The 18,023-nt window shown below is 72.9% G+C and carries 2 protein-coding genes; both read left to right on the forward strand.

The annotated features are described in order from the left end of the window. Positions 1–107 precede the first annotated feature (107 nt). On the forward strand, positions 108–16,409 hold the full coding sequence (locus ACFY0T_RS48530) for a type I polyketide synthase (RefSeq protein WP_388885180.1): 16,302 nt from the start codon (positions 108–110) through the stop codon (positions 16,407–16,409). Positions 16,410–16,450: 41 nt separating this feature from the next. Beyond that, a partial coding sequence (locus ACFY0T_RS48535; protein ID WP_388885182.1) for a type I polyketide synthase occupies positions 16,451–18,023 on the forward strand: 1,573 nt, incomplete at its 3' end.

An 18,023-nucleotide genomic window follows, 5' to 3' on the forward strand; every position in this document is an offset into this window, starting at 1 on the left:
CGGTGATGTTTCGTGGCTGCCCCTGGGTGAGGCGTGCCCGCGGAACACCGATTACCTGGAGTGTGTCGATGCGCGAGGCTGGAGCTTTTGTTTCCGACGGCGGTTCTGTGCGGCCGGAACGAGCGGCGCTGACGCGCCGCCTGGAGAGCCTGCCGACTCCGGAACAGGGCCGAATCCTGCTCGATATGGTCCGCGAGCAGACCCGGGCGATCCTGCTGAAGGCACGGCCCGATGAAAGCGGCCCGGTCGAAGTCGACCGGCCTTTCCGTGAGCTGGGCCTCGACTCGCTCGGGCTGGTGGAACTGCATTCCCGGCTCAACGCGGTCACCGGGCTCTCCCTCTCGGTGACCGTCGGGTTCGACCACCCCACGCCGACGCTGCTCGCCGAGCATCTGCGGGCCGAACTGCTGGGCCTCGCACCCGAGAAGACGGTGACCGCGCCCCGCAGGGCCGACGACGAGCCCATCGCCATCGTGGGAGTCGGCTGCCGTTACCCCGGTGGGATCGAGTCCCCCGAGCAGCTGTGGCAGCTGGTCGTGGACGAGGGACACGTGATCTCGGACTTCCCCACGGACCGGGGCTGGGACCTCGAAGGGCTCTTCGACCCGGACCCGGACGTGCCGGGCAAGACCTATGTACGACGCGGCGGATTCCTCGCCGGCGCCGCCGAGTTCGACGCCGACTTCTTCGGGATCGGTCCGCGCGAGGCATCCGCGATGGATCCCCAGCAGCGGCTGGTGCTGGAGACGGCCTGGGAGGCCCTGGAGCGGGCGGGCATCGCCCCCGACTCGCTGCGCGGCGGCAGGTCGGGCGTCTTCATCGGCGCCGAGCCGCAGGAATACGGCATGCGGGTGCACGAGGCGCCGAACGGACTCGACGGCTATCTGCTCACCGGCATCGCCACCAGCGTCATTTCGGGCCGCGTCGCCTACAGCCTCGGCCTCGAAGGACCCGCCCTCACCGTGGACACCGCCTGCTCGGGCTCACTCGTGGCCCTGCACCTCGCGGTCCAGTCGCTGCGCAGCGGGGAGTGCTCACTGGCGCTCAGCGGCGGCGTCACGGTGCTCAGCAGTCCCGGTACGTTCACCGCCTTCAGCCGCCAGCGGGGCCTGGCACCCGACGGCATACCGAAGCCGTTCGCCGCGGCTGCCGACGGCACCGGCTTCGCCGAGGGCGTCGGCATCCTCGTACTGGAGCGGCTGACCGACGCGCGGCGCAACGGGCACACGGTGCTGGGCCTGGTGCGCGGCAGCGCCATCAACCAGGACGGTGCCAGCAGCGGCCTGACCGCCCCCAGCGGGACCTCGCAGCGGCGGCTGATCCTGGAGGCCCTCGCCGACGCCGGACTGACGGCCGATCAGGTCGATGCCCTGGAGGCGCACGGCACCGGCACCACCCTCGGCGACCCGATCGAAGCCCAGGCCGTCCTCGCCACGTACGGACAGGAACGTCCCCACGGCAAGCCGCTGTGGCTGGGCTCGGTGAAGTCGAATCTCGGCCACACCCAGGCGGCCGGCGGCGCGGCGAGCATCATCAAGATGATCATGGCGATGCGTCATGGCGTACTGCCCAGGACCCTGCACGTCGACGCCCCCACCCCGCACGTCGACTGGTCCGCGGGTCAGGTCGAACTGCTCACCGGCGCGCGGCCCTGGGAGAAGGGCGACGCGCCGCGCCGCGCCGGAGTCTCCGGGTTCGGCGTCAGCGGCACCAACGCGCACGTCATCATCGAGGAGCCGCCCGTCGACGACGTGGAGCCGGCCCACGACCACGAACCCGTGCCGGCCGCCCTGACCACGCTGGTGATCTCGGCGAAGAGCGCGCCCGCCCTGCGGGCCCAGGCCGGCCGCCTGCTGGACTTCGTGGGCGCGGACGAGGCGCCCGAACCCGCCGACGTGGCCTACTCCCTGGCCACCTCGCGCGCCGCCCTCCCGCACCGTGCCGTGGTGAGCGGCGCGGACCGGGCGGAGCTCCTGCGCGGTCTGCGCGCCGTGTCCGAGGGCCGTAGCGCCATCGGAGTGACCGAGGGAACGACGACCGGTGGTCGTACGGCGTTCCTGTTCACCGGACAGGGCAGCCAGCGGCTGTCCATGGGCCGCGAACTGTACGAGGAGTACCCGGTCTTCGCCAAGGCGCTGGACGAGGCCGCCGGGTACCTCGACCTGCAGCTCGAACGCCCGCTGTTCGACGTGCTGTTCGCGTCCGAGGGCAGCCCCGAGGCGGCACTGCTCGACGGGACCGCGTACGCCCAGGCCGCGTTGTTCGCCGTCGAGGTCGCGCTGTTCCGGCTCCTCGAATCCTGGGGCATGCGACCGGACTTCCTCGCCGGGCATTCGCTCGGCGAACTCTCCGCGGCCCATGTGGCGGGCGTACTGTCCCTCGATGACGCGGCCACCCTGGTGGCGGCGCGCGGCCGGCTCATGCAGCACCTTCCCTCCGGCGGTGCGATGGTGGCCGTCCAGGCGCCCGAAGCCGAGGTGGTCGAGCACCTGGCCGGATACGACGGGACGGTCGCCGTCGCCGCCGTCAACGGGCCCGAGGCCGTGGTGATCTCCGGCGAGGAGACGGCGGTCCTGGAAGTCGCCGCCGGATTCGAGGAGCGCGGCCGCAAGACCAAGCGGCTGCGTGTCTCGCACGCCTTCCACTCGCCGCTCATGGAGCCGATGCTCGACGAGTTCCGCCGGCTGGCCGAGATCCTTGACTACGCGTCACCAGCCATCCCGATCGTCTCGAACGTCACCGGTCTGGCGGCCACCACGGAAGAACTCTGCTCGCCGGAGTACTGGGTGCGCCACGTACAGCGGACCGTGCGGTTCAAGGACGGGATCGAGTGGATGGCCGCCCAGGGCGTCGACACGTTCCTGGAACTCGGGCCGGACGCCGTGCTGTCAGCCATGGGCCGCGACTGCCTGCTCGAGGACGGTGGCGCCGCCTTCGCGGCCGCGCTGCGCGCGGGCCGCGACGAGCGCAGGGAGCTGCTCGCGGCGGTGGCCGTCGCCCACACGAGGGGTGCCGCACTCGACGGTGAGGCCTTCCACGCGGGACGCGGCGCCCGCCGGGTGGAGCTGCCGACGTACGCCTTTCAGCGCCGGCGCTTCTGGCTGGACATGCCCGACTCCGCGGGCGACGCCTCGCAGCTCGGGCAGATCGCCGTGCAGCACCCGCTGCTCTCGGCGGCCGTGCGGCTCGCCGGATCGGACGGGTTGGTCCTGACCGGACGCCTCTCGCTGCGCTCGCATCCCTGGCTCGCCGACCACGTCATCTCCGGCACCGTGCTCCTTCCCGGCACGGCCTTCCTGGAACTCGCCGTGCAGGCCGGCGATCGAACCGGCTGCACGCTGCTCGAGGAACTGACCCTCGAGGCCCCGCTCGCCCTGCCGGAAAGCGGAGGCGTCGCGCTCGAAGCGGTCGTCGGGGCGCCCGACGACACCGGGCGGCGCACCGTCGAGTTCTACTCCCGCCCCGACGGCGGTGCGGAGGACGCCGCGTGGCAGCGGCATGCCACCGGCGTCCTGGCGCCGGGCACCGCACGGGTCGCCGAGGCCGTCACGTTCGCCTCGCAGGCATGGCCGCCGCCCGGCTCGCGGCCTGTCGACATCACCGGCCTCTATGCGGACATGGCCCGGCAGGGGTACGGATACGGCCCGGCGTTCAGCGGACTGCGCGCCGTCTGGCGGCGTGCCGGCGAGGTGTTCGCAGAGGTCGCGCTGGACCAGGAGACGGCGTCGCACGCGCCCGCCTTCGGACTGCACCCCGCGCTCCTGGACGCAGCCCTGCAGGCCACCGACTTCGCCTCGCCGCAGCCGGTCCCCGAGGGCACCCGGGTGCCCTTCGCCTGGACCGGCGTGACCCTGCACTCCGAGGGCGCGGCCACCCTCCTGGTACGGATCGTGGCCAAGGGCCCCGACGAGGTGTCCCTCACTCTCGCCGACGCCGGTGGCGCGCCGGTCGCCTCGATCGACTCCTACGTGGTGCGCGCGGTCTCCGACGAGCAGATCCAGGCCGCCCGCGCGGGACACCGCGAACCTCTCTACCGCGTGCGCTGGACCCCTGCCGAGCCCTCGGCCGCCGCGGCCCCCGTGGCGTGCGTGACGCTGGAGGAGCTCGGCGACGAGGTGCCCCAAGCGGTCCTGTACCACTGCCCGTCGAACGACACGGCCGAGGAACCGCCGTTCGCCCGGGTGCGTTCGGTGACCGGAGCGGTCCTCGAGACCGTTCAGTCCTGGCTCGCCGACGAACGGTTCGTGTCGTCGCGGCTGGTCGTCGTCACCCGTGGCGCCGTCGCGGTGCAACCGGGGGACGACCTCGACCTCGTCCAGGCACCGGTATGGGGTCTGATCCGGTCGGCACAGGCCGAACACCCCGGGCAGTTCGTGCTGGTCGACCTCGACGACACCGATGAGTCGGCACGGGCGCTGCCCGCGGCACTGGCGACCGGCGAACCGGAAATCGCCCTGCGCCGGGGTGAGATCACGGTGTCCCGTCTGACGAAGGCTCCCGAGCCCGGCGCCGGCGACGCAACCCCGGCCTGGGAGGCTGCCGCCACCGGCACCGTGCTGATCACCGGTGGCACCGGCGGCCTCGGCGCGCAGCTCGCCCGCCATCTGGTGACCGCCCACGGAGTACGTTCCCTCCTGCTCACCAGCAGGCGCGGCCCCGATGCCCCCGGGGCCGGGGAACTGCGCGCCGAACTGGCCGAGTCGGGAGCCGAGGTCACCATCGCCGCCTGCGACGCCGGCGACCGGGAGGCGCTCGCAGCCGTACTCGCCGCGATACCCGCCGAACGCCCGCTCACCGCGGTCGTGCACGCCGCGGGCGTCATCGACGACGGGCTCGTCCCCGCGCTGACCGCCGACCGACTGGACACCGTGCTGCGCCCCAAGGCGGACGCGGCCTGGCATCTGCACGAGCTGACGCGGGAGTCGGACCTCGCCGCGTTCGTGCTCTTCTCCTCGACGGCCGCTCTGCTCGACGGCCCCGGGCAGGGCAACTACGCTGCGGCGAACCTCTTCCTCGACGCCCTCGCCGCCCACCGCCGCCGCCAGGGCCTGACCGCGACCTCGCTGGCCTGGGGTCTGTGGACCGGCAGCGGAGGCATGGAGGACCTGCTCGACGAAGCGTCCCTGCAGCGCATCAGGCACCAGGGCTTCCAGCCGCTCACGGCCGCCGAAAGCCTGGCCCTGCTCGACCGGGCGGTCGACGGTGAATTGCCCTCCTACGTGCCCGTCCGCCTCGACGAACGCGCCCTGCGCGGACGCGCGGACGAGCTGCCGCCCCTGCTGCGTGCCCTGGTACGCACCGCCGGGCGCCGGGCCGCCGACGGTGGGGCCCTCACGGGACAGCCGGCCGCGCGGCTCGCCGCCCTGGCGCCGGCCGCGCGCGCCGAAGCCCTGCTCGAACTCGTCCGCACCCAGGTCGCCACGGTGCTGGGACACGACGGGGCCCAGGAGATCAGCCCCGCCCGGGCCTTCAGCCAGATCGGCTTCGACTCGCTGGCCGCGGTCGAGCTCCGTAACCGGCTGAACACCGCCACGGGCCTCCGCCTCAGCGCCACCCTCACCTTCGACTACCCCACCCCCCAGGCCCTGGCCGAGCATCTCGACACCAAGATCGAGGCCGCACACGGGCAGGCCGCCCCTGACGCCTCGCCCACCGAGGCCCCCGCCCAGGCACGCACCGACGAGCCCATCGCCATCGTCGGCATGGCCTGCCGCTACCCCGGGGGCGTCAGCACCCCCGAGGAACTGTGGCAGCTCCTCGCGGAGGGCCGGGACGCCATCGCCCCGTTCCCCACCGACCGCGGCTGGCCCGAGGACCTCTACGACCCGCGCCAGGGCAGCCCCGGCAAGAGCTACGCCCGCGAGGGCGGCTTCCTCTACGACGCGGCCGAGTTCGACGCCGAGTTCTTCGGCATCAGCCCCCGCGAGGCCCGCGCCATCGACCCGCAGCAGCGCCTGCTCCTGGAGACCTCCTGGGAGACGCTGGAACGAGCGGGCATCGACCCGCACGCGCTGAAGGGCAGCGCCACCGGAGTCTTCGCCGGAGTCATGTACCACGACTGGGGCCTGCGGCTCGGCCCGCTGCCCGAGGACGTCGCGGGTTACCACGGCAACGGCAGCCTCGCCAGCGTCGTCTCCGGCCGAGTGGCGTACACCCTGGGCCTGGAAGGCCCCGCCGTGAGTGTCGACACCGCCTGTTCCTCGTCGCTGGTCGCCATGCACTGGGCCGTGCAGGCCCTGCAGCGCGGAGAGTGCTCGCTGGCGCTGGCCGGCGGTGTGACCGTGATGTCGGATCCGGACACGTTCATCGACATGAGCCGACAGGGCGGTCTCGCCCCCGACGGCCGCTGCAAGTCCTTCGGCGCCGACGCCGATGGCACGGGCTGGGGCGAAGGCGTCGGCATGCTGCTGCTGGAACGCCTCTCCGACGCACGGCGTAACGGCCGCCGCGTCCTCGCCGTGATCCGCGGCAGCGCCGTCAACCAGGACGGCGCGTCGAACGGCCTGACCGCGCCCAACGGCCCCTCGCAGCAACGGGTGATCCGGCAGGCGCTGGCCGCCGGCGGACTCACCCCGGCCGACGTGGACGCCGTCGAAGGCCACGGCACCGGAACCCGGCTCGGCGACCCGATCGAGGCACAGGCGCTGCTGGAGACGTACGGGCAGGAGCGTCCGGCGACCGGCCGGCCCCTGCTGCTGGGGTCCATCAAGTCGAACATCGGCCACGCCCAGGCCGCCGCGGGCGTCGCGGGCGTCATCAAGATGACGTTGGCGATGCACCACGGTGTGCTGCCCCGGACCGTCAACGTGGACGAGCCCTCACCGCAGGTCGACTGGGACGCCGGTGCCGTACGGCTGCTCACGGAACAGGCGGCATGGCCGGACAACGGTCACGTCCGGCGCGCCGGCGTCTCCTCGTTCGGTATCAGCGGCACCAACGCCCACCTGATCCTGGAGGCCCCGGAGCCCGAGGAAACCGACCCGACGACGGACGAGCCCGCCGAGGATCCCGCGGGCCTCGTCCCCTGGGTGCTCTCCGCCCGCAGCGCCGAAGCCCTGCGGGCCCAGGCCCAGCGCCTGCGGAGCCACCTCGACCTGCTGCCCGACTACCGGATCGACACCGTCGGCCGGTCCCTCGCCACCACCCGCGCCGCACTGGAACACCGCGCCTTCGTCCTGGGCGCCGACCGCGCGGAACTGGCCCGCGGCCTGTCCGCGGTCGCCGACGGCTCCGGCACCGGTGTCGTGGTCGACGCGGCACGTCCCGGCAGGACGGCGTTCTTGTTCACGGGTCAGGGGGCTCAGCGGTTGGGGATGGGGCGGGAGTTGTATGCCGTGTTCCCGGTGTTCGCCGAGGCCTTCGATGCGGTGACCGTGGAGTTGGATCGGTATCTGGACCGGTCGTTGCGGGATGTGGTGTGGGGTGAGGAGCGGGAGCTTCTCGACCGGACTGAGTTCACGCAAGCAGGCCTCTTCGCGCTGGAAGTCGCCTTGTTCCGGTTGGTGGAGTCGTGGGGTGTGCGGCCCGACTTCCTTGCCGGGCATTCGATCGGTGAACTGGCTGCGGCGCATGTTGCGGGGGTGTTGTCGCTGGGGGATGCGGCGCGGTTGGTGGCGGCGCGTGGCCGGCTGATGCAGGCACTCCCTTCCGGTGGTGCGATGGTCGCGGTCCAGGCCGGCGAGGACGAGGTGCGTCCGCTGTTGGTCCAGGGTGTGGACATCGCGGCGGTCAACGGGCCGACGGCGGTGGTGATTTCGGGTGCCGAGGACGCCGTATCGCAGGTGTCGGAGCAGCTGGCCGGACAGGGCCGCAAGACCAAGCGGCTGGCGGTCTCGCACGCCTTCCACTCTTCCCTGATGGAGCCGATGCTTGCCGAATTCCGTTCGGTGGCGGAGGAGTTGACGTACGGCGAGCCGTCGATTCCGGTGGTCTCGAACGTCACCGGTGAGCCGGCGCAGGAGCTGGGTTCACCCGAGTACTGGGTGCGGCATGTCCGTGAGGCCGTGCGGTTCGCCGATGCCGTACGCCATCTCGCGGCCCGTGGTGTCACGACGTTCCTCGAACTCGGCCCGGACGCCGTCCTGTCGGCGATGGGAGCCGAGTGCGTCACCGGCGACGGCGCCCCCGTGTTCGTACCGTTGCTGCGCAGGGAGCGCTCCGAGGAGCGTGAGGTGCTGTCCGGCATCGGTCGGGCCCACACCCGGGGGGTCGCGCTCGGCTGGGAGGCGTTCTTCGCCGGCCGCGCGGCCGGCTGGGTGGACCTGCCGACGTATGCCTTCCAGCGCAGGCGCTACTGGCTGGACGGGATCGGCCCGCGCTCCGGCGATGTCGGCACCGCGGGTCTGGAGCCCGTCGACCATCCGATGCTCAGCGCCGCCGTGGCGTCGCCGGATTCGGGCGGGGTGGTGCTCACCGGTCGGCTCTCGGTGGCGCACCAGCAGTGGATCGCGGACCACGACGTGCTGGGCAGCGTCCTGCTGCCGGGCACCGGGTTCGTGGAGCTGGCGGTGCGGGCCGGAGACCAGGTCGGGTGCGGCAAGGTCGAGGAACTCACCCTCGAGGCACCGCTGGTGCTGCCGCGCGACGGCGCCGCCGCGATCCAGACCGTCATCGGCGCACCGGACGCCTCGGGCTCCCGGTCGGTGCACATCTACTCCCGGAGCGAGGGTGCGGAGGCGACCTGGACCCGGCACGCCACCGGCTCGCTGGTCCCGGCCGCGAGCGAGGCGGACTTCGCGCTGACGGCCTGGCCGCCGCCCGGCGCCGTCCCCGTGGCGATGGAGGGAGCGTACGAGCGTCTGCTGGACCGGGGCTACGGCTACGGCCCCGTCTTCCAGGGGCTGAAGGCCGCCTGGCGGCACGGCGACGACGTCTTCGCGGAGGTCGCCCTGCCCGAGAAGGCCCACGACGAAGCGGCCCGGTTCGGCCTGCACCCGGCGCTCCTGGACGCCGCGATGCACGCCGACCTGCTCGCCGACAAGGACGCCGCCACGACGGAAGAGACAACCGGCGCCACCCTGATGCCCTTCTCGTGGAGCGGTGTCACGCTGCACGCGGCCGGTGCCACCGCCCTGCGGGTGCATCTGCGCCGGGTGCGCGGTGACGAGGTGTCCGAGATACGGGTGGCCGACGAGAGCGGCCGGCCCGTGGCCACGGTCGAGTCACTGGTGTCGCTTCCGGTCACTCCGGAGCAGCTGGACGCCGCCCGCGCCGGCGGGTCGCGCGTTCCGTACCGGGTGGACTGGCAGCAGGCCCCCGTCACCGATGAGGGCCCACGACCGATACCCCTCGAAGAGGCGGACGGCGCGTCCGAGGCCCCCGACCTGCTGCTGTACCAGGTGGCACCGGGCACGGGACCGAACGTCCCCGCCACGGCGCACACCGTCACCCGGGACGTCCTGGAAGCCGTCAAGGCCTGGCTGGCCGACGAACGGTTCGACGCGGACCGGCTGGTCGTGCTGACCCGGAACGCGGTGCGCGCACAGGACGGCGACACGATCGATCTCGCCCAGGCGCCGGTGTGGGGCCTGATCCGCGCCGCGCAGAGCGAGCACCCCGGCCGCCTCGTCCTGGCGGACACCGACGGCTCCGCCGATTCCGAACGGGTGTTGGCGGCTGCCGTCGCCTCCGGTGAGCCCGAACTGGCGCTGCGCGATGGCCGGATGCGGTTGCCCCGGCTCGCCAAGGCGTCGCCCGCCGACCCCGACCGCACCGGGACGGCGGGCTGGGACACCGCGGGAACGGTGCTGATCACCGGCGGCGTCAGCGGTCTCGGCGCCCGGATCGCCCGTCACCTGGTGGCCGAGCACGGTGTACGGCATCTGTTGCTCACCAGCCGCCGCGGCGCGGCGGCTCCCGGAGCCGCGGAGCTGGAGGACGAACTCTCCGCCCTGGGCGCCCAAGTCACCGTCGCCGCCTGCGATGTGACGGACCGGGACGCTCTCGCGGACATGCTGGCCGCGATCCCCGACGACCGTCCGCTCACCGCGGTGGTACACGCCGCGGGCGTCGCTGAGGGCGGGCTCTTCGCCACGCTCACCGCGGAGCAGCTGGAGCGGGTGATGCGCCCCAAGGTGGACGCAGCCTGGCATCTGCACGAACTCACCGCGGACCGTGACCTGTCGGCCTTCGTGCTCCTGTCCTCGGCCGGGGGACTGGTGCTCGCCTCCGGACAGGCCGACTACGCGGCGGCCAACGTCTTCCTGGACTCGCTGGCGGCACATCGCCGCGCGAGGGGCCTGCCGGCCACCTCACTGGCCTTCGCCATGTGGGCCGTGAACACGGGGCTGGGCGGCGAACTGGCCCAGGCGGACCTGGACCGCATGGCCCGGCTCGGGCTCCCCGCCCTGACCGCGGAGGAGGGCCTCGCCCTGTTCGACGCGGCCTTGACCACGGACGAGGCACTGGTGGTACCCCTGCACGCGGACAGGGAAGCCCTGCGGGCCAGGAGCGACGAGCTCCCCGCGCTGCTGCGCGGCCTGACGGGCGGCTCCGTCCGCCGCACGGTCCGCGCCGCAGAGCCGGGCTCGGGCTCCGGTACGGCGGGCCTGGAGCAGCACCTGGCGGGTCTCGGCGACGCCGAACGGAACCGGTTCCTGCTGGATCTCGTACGCACCCAGGCGGCCGCGGTGCTCGGGCACCCGGGCCCCGAAGCGGTGGAGGCGGACCGGGCGTTCAAGGAACTCGGCTTCGACTCGCTCGCCGCCGTGGAGTTCCGCAACCAACTCGGCGGTTCCGTCGGCCTCAAGCTGCCCGCGACGCTCGTCTTCGACCACCCGACGTCCCGCGCGGTCGCCGACCACCTCGCCACCAGGATCCTCGGCGCGGCCACCGACGCCCCGGCGAGGCCCGCCGCCCCCGTCACGCAGGTCTCCCAGGACGACCCGATCGCGATCGTCGCAATCAGCTGCCGCTTCCCCGGCGGTGTGCGCTCCGCCGACGACCTGTGGCAGCTCGTCGCCGACGGCAGGGACGCGGTCGCGGGCTTCCCGGCCGACCGCGGCTGGGACACCGAGGGCATCTACGACCCCGAGCCGGGCACTCCCGGCAAGACGTACACGCGCCGAGGCGGATTCCTCTACGACGCCACCGAGTTCGACCCGGAGTTCTTCGGCATCATGCCGCGCGAGGCGCTGGCCATGGACCCGCAGCAGCGCCTGCTGCTCCAGGCATCCTGGGAAGCCTTCGAACGGGCCGGCATCGACCCGACCGCGATGCGCGGCAGCCGGACCGGCATCTACGCCGGCATCATGTACCACGACTACGGCAGTCGGCTCCACGAGATACCCGATGAGGTCGCGGGCTACCTCGGCAACGGCAGCGCGGGCAGCATCGCCTCCGGCCGGGTCGCCTACACCCTCGGTCTCGAAGGCCCCGCGGTCACGGTCGACACCGCCTGCTCCTCCTCGCTGGTCTCCCTGCACATGGCCTGCCAGGCGTTGCGCTCCGGCGAGGTCACCATGGCGCTGGCCGGCGGAGTGACCGTGATGCCGACGCCCGAGATCTTCGTCGACTTCAGCCAGCAGCGCGGGCTCGCCGCCGACGGCCGGTGCAAGGCCTTCGCCTCGGCGGCCGACGGCACCGGCTGGTCCGAGGGGATCGGCATCCTGCTGATCGAGCGGCTCTCCGAGGCACAGCGCCACGGCCACCCCGTGCTCGCCGTGATCCGGGGCAGCGCGATCAACCAGGACGGCGCGTCGAATGGCCTCACCGCCCCCAACGGCCCCTCGCAGCAGCGCGTGATCCAGCAGGCGCTGGCCGCCGCGGGGGTGTCGGCCGAGGACATCGACCTGGTCGAGGGCCACGGCACCGGCACCCGGCTGGGCGACCCGATCGAGGCCCAGGCGCTGCTCGCCACCTACGGCCAGGAGCGGCCCGAAGGCCGTCCGGTGCGGCTCGGTTCGGTCAAGTCCAACATCGGGCACGCCCAGGCCGCGGCCGGCGTGAGCGGTGTCATCAAGACGGTGATGGCCCTGCGCAACGGCCTGATGCCGAAGACCCTCCACGTCGACGAACCCTCCGCCGAGGTCGACTGGACGGCGGGCGCGGTGAGTCTGCTGACCGAGCCGGTCGCCTGGGACACCGGCGACCGTCCCCGGCGGGCCGCGGTCTCCTCCTTCGGACTCAGCGGCACCAACGCCCACATGATCCTCGAAGAGGCCCCCGCAGCCCCGGAGCCCGCGGCGCGGGAGGAGTCCGCCGCGCCGCTCCCGGTGCTCCCGCTGGTCCTGTCCGCCAAGAACGCCTCATCCCTGCCCGAACAGGCCCGGGCGCTGCTCACCCACCTCCAGGAGCACCCGGAGCAGGGACTGACCGACACCGCCTACTCGCTGGCGACGACCAGGGCCGCGCTCGAACACCGCGCGGTGGTACCGGCCCGGAACCGGGAGGACGCCCTCGCCGCCCTCACCGCCCTCGCCGACGGCGCCCCGTCGCCGGAGGTGGTCGGGGGCACCGCGACCCCCGGCGCCCCCGTCGCCTTCCTCTTCTCCGGCCAGGGTGCCCAGCGGCCCGGTATGGGCCGCGAACTCTACGCGGAGCACCCGGTGTTCGCCCGCGCGCTGGACGCCGTGTGCGCTCACCTCGACCCGCGTCTCGAACACCCGCTGCGCGCGGTGATGTTCGCCGACGCGGAAACGCCCGAGGCGGAGCTGCTCGGGCACACCGTCTACACCCAGAGCGCGCTGTTCGCCTTCGAGGTGGCGCTGTTCAGGCTTGTCGAGTCCTGGGGCATCGTCCCCGACGCCCTGATGGGCCACTCGATCGGAGAGCTGGCGGCGGCCCACGTGGCGGGCGTGCTCTCGCTCGCCGATGCCTGCGCCCTGGTGGCCGCCCGCGGCCGGCTGATGCAGGAGCTGCCGTCCGACGGCGCCATGATCGCCGTACAGGCCACCGAGGACGAGGTACGGCCCCTGCTGACCGGCCGCATCGACATCGCGGCCGTCAACGGGCCCTCGTCCGTGGTCGTCTCGGGCGCCGAGGACGAGGCATCGGCCCTCGCCGCGGTCTTCAAGGAGCAGGGCAGGCGGACCAGCAGGCTGCGCGTCTCGCACGCCTTCCACTCCCCGCTCATGGAGCCGATGCTCGACGCCTTCCGTGAGGTCGCCGAGTCGCTCACGTACGACACCCCGCGCATCCGCGTCATCTCCGACGTGACCGGTGCGCAGGCCACCGACGAGGAGCTGGCCTCGCCGGAGTACTGGGTGCGCCACGTACGGGCCGCCGTGCGCTTCGCCGACGGCGTCCGCCACTTGTGCTCCGAGGGGATCACCCGGTTTGTCGAACTGGGCCCCGACGGGGTGCTGACGGCGCTGGCGCAGGGCTGCTTCGAGGACCCCGGCACGGTGGCGGTGCCCACCCAGGCCAAGGACCGGCCCGAGAACGCGGCCTTGACCACGGCCCTGGCACGACTGCACGTCCTCGGAATCAGCCCTCGGTGGCCCGAGTTCTTCGCCGGCCGCGGTGCCCGCCGCGTGGAACTGCCCACGTACGCATTCGAAAAGCGGAGGTACTGGCTCGACATGCCCGCAGCAGCGGCCAAGGACGTCACCGGCGTCGGACAGATCGCGGCCGGACACCCCTTGCTCAGCGCCGTCGTGGTCACGCCCGACTCGGGCGGCGCGGTGCTGACCGGCAGGCTGTCGGTCGACACGCACGCCTGGCTGGCCGACCACGACGTGCTGGGTACGGTGATCCTGCCCGGCACCGGCTATGTGGAACTCGCCGTCAGGGCGGGGCAGGAGGTCGGCTGCGAGGTCGTCGAAGAGCTCACCATCGAGGCCATCATGGCCATCCCGGCCACCGGCGGCGTGGCCGTACAGGTGGTGGCCGGCGCGGCCGACGCCGACGGCCGCCGCCCGCTGACCGTCTACTCCCGTCCCGAGGACGCGCCCGCGGACCAGCCCTGGGCCAAGAACGCCACGGGATACCTGATCGGCGGTGTCACCACCCCGGACGCGTCCGGGTACTTCGCCGGCCACGGCGCGGTCTGGCCGCCCGAGGGCGCGGAGCCCGTCGACATCAGCGACGTCTACGACTACCTCACCGGCCAGGGTTACCACTACGGGCCGATGTTCCGCGGGCTGCGGGGCATCTGGCTGCGTGGTGCGGAGACCTTCGCCGAGGTCGCCCTGCCCGAGGAAGCGACCGCGGAAGCCGCCCGGTTCGGGCTCCACCCGTCCCTGCTCGACGCGGCCCTGAGCGCCACCGACTTCATGGAGGGGCGCAAGCCGCAGGACGTCGGAGGAACGCAGCTGCCCTTCTCCTGGGCCGATGTCACCCTGCACGCCACCGGTGCCGCCCGCCTGCGCGTCCGTATCACCTCCGCGGCGTCCCGGTCCTCGGCCGGATCGGACGCGGTCAAGCTGGAGCTGGCCGACTCGCTCGGGACCCCGGTGGCGACGGTGGAGTCCCTCGTCGTCCGGCCCGTCACCGCGGACCGGGTGAGCGCCGCCGCCTCCTCCGGCTCCGGCGCGAGGGAATCGATGTTCCGCGTCGGCTGGAGCCAACTTCCCCTGGGCGGTGCGGTGTCCGCCGACACGGCGCGCTGGGCCGTCCTTGCCGCCGAGGACCGGGACCGGGACCGGCTCGGCATGGGGAAGGACCTCGCTCCCCACCGTGACCTGGCTGCCCTGCGCGAGGCGGTCACGGCGGGCGCCCCGGTGCCCGAGCTGATCCTGCTGCCCGTCCCGGCCGCCACGGACACCGACGTCCCCACGTCGGTCCGCTCCGCGGCGCACGTCGTACTGAGCACCCTCACCGAGTGGCTGGCCGACGATCTGTTCGCCGACTCCCGGCTGATGGTGCTCACCCGAGGCTCCGTCGTCGCCCCGGGGGAGACCCCGGACCTCGCCCAGGCACCCGTCTGGGGACTGGTCAGGGCGGCCCAGGAGGAGAACCCGGGACGGATCGTCCTGGTGGACACCGACGGCTCCGCGTCCGCCACCCGCACCCTTGCCTCCGTCGTCGGCGTCGACGAACCCGCTTTCGCCCTGCGCGGCAGCGAGGTGCGCGTGCCCCGGCTCGTCGCGGTGCCCGACAACGGCGCACCGGCCGAGGCCCCGTGGACCAGCGAAGGCACCGTACTCGTCACCGGCGGCACCACCGGCCTCGGCGCCCTCGTCGCCCGCCACCTGGTGACGGCCCACGGCGTACGCCACCTCCTGCTGACCAGCAGGAGGGGACCCGGTTCGGCAGGCGCGGACCGACTGCGCGCCGACCTTGTCGAGGCGGGCGCCGACGTCACCGTCGCGGCCTGTGACGTCGGCGACCGGGAGGCCGTGGCACGGCTGCTGTCCGGCATTCCCGCGGAGCATCCGCTCACCGCCGTCGTCCACGCCGCGGGCATCATGGACAACGCGCTGATCGGGGCGCTGACCGGCGAACAGATGGACACCGTGCTGCGGCCCAAGGTGGACGGAGCCTGGCACCTCCACGAACTGACCGAAGGCCAGGACCTGTCCGCGTTCGTCCTGTTCTCCTCGTGCGCGGGCCTGGTCGTCGGGGCCGGGCAGGGGAACTACGCCACGGCCAACCGCTTCCTGGACGCGCTCGCGGCACACCGGCGGTCGAGCGGTCTGCCCGCCCACTCCCTGGCCTTCGGACTGTGGAGCGCGAGGACCGAACTGGGCGGCGGTGTCACCGAGTCCGACCTTCAGCAGATGAGCCGCGCGGGCATGCCGGCCATGTCCACCGACGAGGGCCTCGCCCTCTTCGACGACGCACTCTCCCTCGATGAGCCGCTGCTCGTCCCGATCCTCCTGGAGCAGCCACCCGCAGACGAGTCCGCCGAGTCGGCGCGCCCGGTTCCCGCCCTGCTCAAGGACGTGTTGAAGGCTCCCGTACGCCGCCAGGAGCGGGCGGCCGCCGCGGTGGCCGCCCCCGCGGAGGAGCCCGCCGGCGGACTCGAACAGCGCCTGGCCGGGCTGTCCGAGGACGCCCGGGACCGACTGCTGCTGGACCTGGTCCGACGGGAGGTCGCCGCGGTACGGCACGACAGGCCGGAGTCGATCGACGTCGGGAAGGGCTTCACCGAGCTGGGCCTCGACTCGCTCGCGGCCATCGAACTGCGCAACCGGCTGCAGACCGCGACCGGGCTGCGCCTTCCCGCGACGCTCATGTTCGACTACCCGAGCCCCGACACACTGGCAGGGTTCCTGCACGAAGAGCTGCTTCCCGGCCTCCCCGACGCTCCGGACGCCGAGGCCGACGAGACGGCGATCCGCCGCCGGCTGGAGTCGATCCCGCTGGCCAGGCTGCGCGAGGCGGGCCTGCTGGACCAACTGCTCTCACTGACCGCCGCCGACGGCGCCGAACAGGGTCCGGCCGAGCCCGACCGGAGCGCCGAGATCAAGAACATGAACGTCGACGAATTGGTGCGGGCCGCGCTCTCGTCCGGCGAATCCCAGTAATTCCCGCTCATCCCTGTCACAAGAGAGGCTTGGCTATCACCGTGAGTATGTCGGTCGAGCAGATCGTCGAGGCGCTCCGCACATCGATGCTGGAGAACGAGCGCCTGCGCCGCGAGCACAGTGAACTGGCGGCGGCGGCCAGCGAGCCGATCGCCGTCGTGGGGATGGCATGCCGGTATCCCGGCGGAGTGACCGATCCCGAGGGCCTCTGGCGGCTCGTACGGGACGAGGTGGACGCGATCACCCCGTTCCCCACCGACCGCGGCTGGGACACGGACGGGCTGTACGACCCCGAGCCGGGCAAGCCAGGGAAGACCGTCACCCGGCACGGCGGCTTCCTCTACGACATGGCCGACTTCGACCCGGGGTTCTTCGGGATCAGCCCGAACGAGGCCCTGGGGATGGATCCCCAGCAGCGGCTGCTCCTGGAGGCGTCCTGGGAAGCCGTGGAGAGCGCCGGCATCGACCCGCTGTCGCTCAAGGGCAGCAAGACCGGAGTGTTCTCCGGGGTGATGTACCACGACTACGGACCCGGTACCAGCGACGGCAGCCTGGTCACGGGCCGGGTGGCGTTCACCCTGGGCCTCGAGGGCCCGGCGGTCACGGTGGACACGGCCTGCTCCTCGTCCCTGGTGGCGCTGAACTGGGCCGTGCAGTCGCTGCGGTCGGGGGAGTGCTCGCTGGCGCTGGCGGGCGGCGTGGCCCTCATGGCCACCCCCGACATGTTCCTCTACTTCAGCAACCAGCGTGGTCTCGCCGGCGACGGCCGGATCAAGGCGTTCGCGGGCGCGGCGGACGGCACGGCCTGGGGCGAGGGGGTGGGAATGCTGCTGGTGGAGCGGCTGTCGGACGCCCGGCGGCTGGGCCATCCGGTGCTGGGCGTGATCCGCGGGATCGCCGTCAACCAGGACGGCGCGTCGAGCGGGCTCACGACACCCAACGGCCCCTCCCAGCAGCGGGTGATCCGCCAGGCGCTGGAGAACGCCGGTCTGTCGGCGGCGGACGTGGACGTGGTGGAGGCGCACGGCACCGGCACGACACTCGGCGACCCGATCGAGGCCCAGGCGCTGCTCGCCACCTACGGCCGCGAACGCGCGGGTGGAGAGCCGCTGTGGCTGGGTTCCCTGAAGTCGAACATCGGGCACACACAGGCCGCTTCGGGTGTCGGCGGCATCATCAAGATGATCACGGCGATGCGGCACGGTGTGCTGCCCAAGACCCTGCACGTCGACGAGCCGACGCCGAAGGTGGACTGGACGGCCGGCGAGGTCGAGCTGCTCACCGAGGCGCGGGAATGGCCCGAGGGCGACCGGCCGCGCCGGGCTGGGGTCTCCTCGTTCGGCGTGAGCGGCACCAACGCGCACGTGATCGTCGAGGAACCGCCGCGCACTGAGACCGAGCCCCCGCGCGACTCCGATGCGCCTGAGTCGCCCGTGCCCGTGCTGGTGTCGGGCAAGAGCCCCGCGGCGGTGCGGGCCCAGGCGGAACGGCTCGCGGGCTTCCTGGCCGACCGGCCCGAGGCGCGGCCGGCGGATGTGGGGCTGTCCCTGCTCGGTTCTCGGTCGTTGTTCGAGTATCGGGGTGTGGTGGTGGCTGGTGGTGGGGCGGGTTTGG

Origin of the sequence: Streptomyces sp. NPDC001530, assembly GCF_042894545.1 — a bacterium.
In the GTDB taxonomy this organism is placed as follows: Bacteria; Actinomycetota; Actinomycetes; order Streptomycetales; family Streptomycetaceae; genus Streptomyces.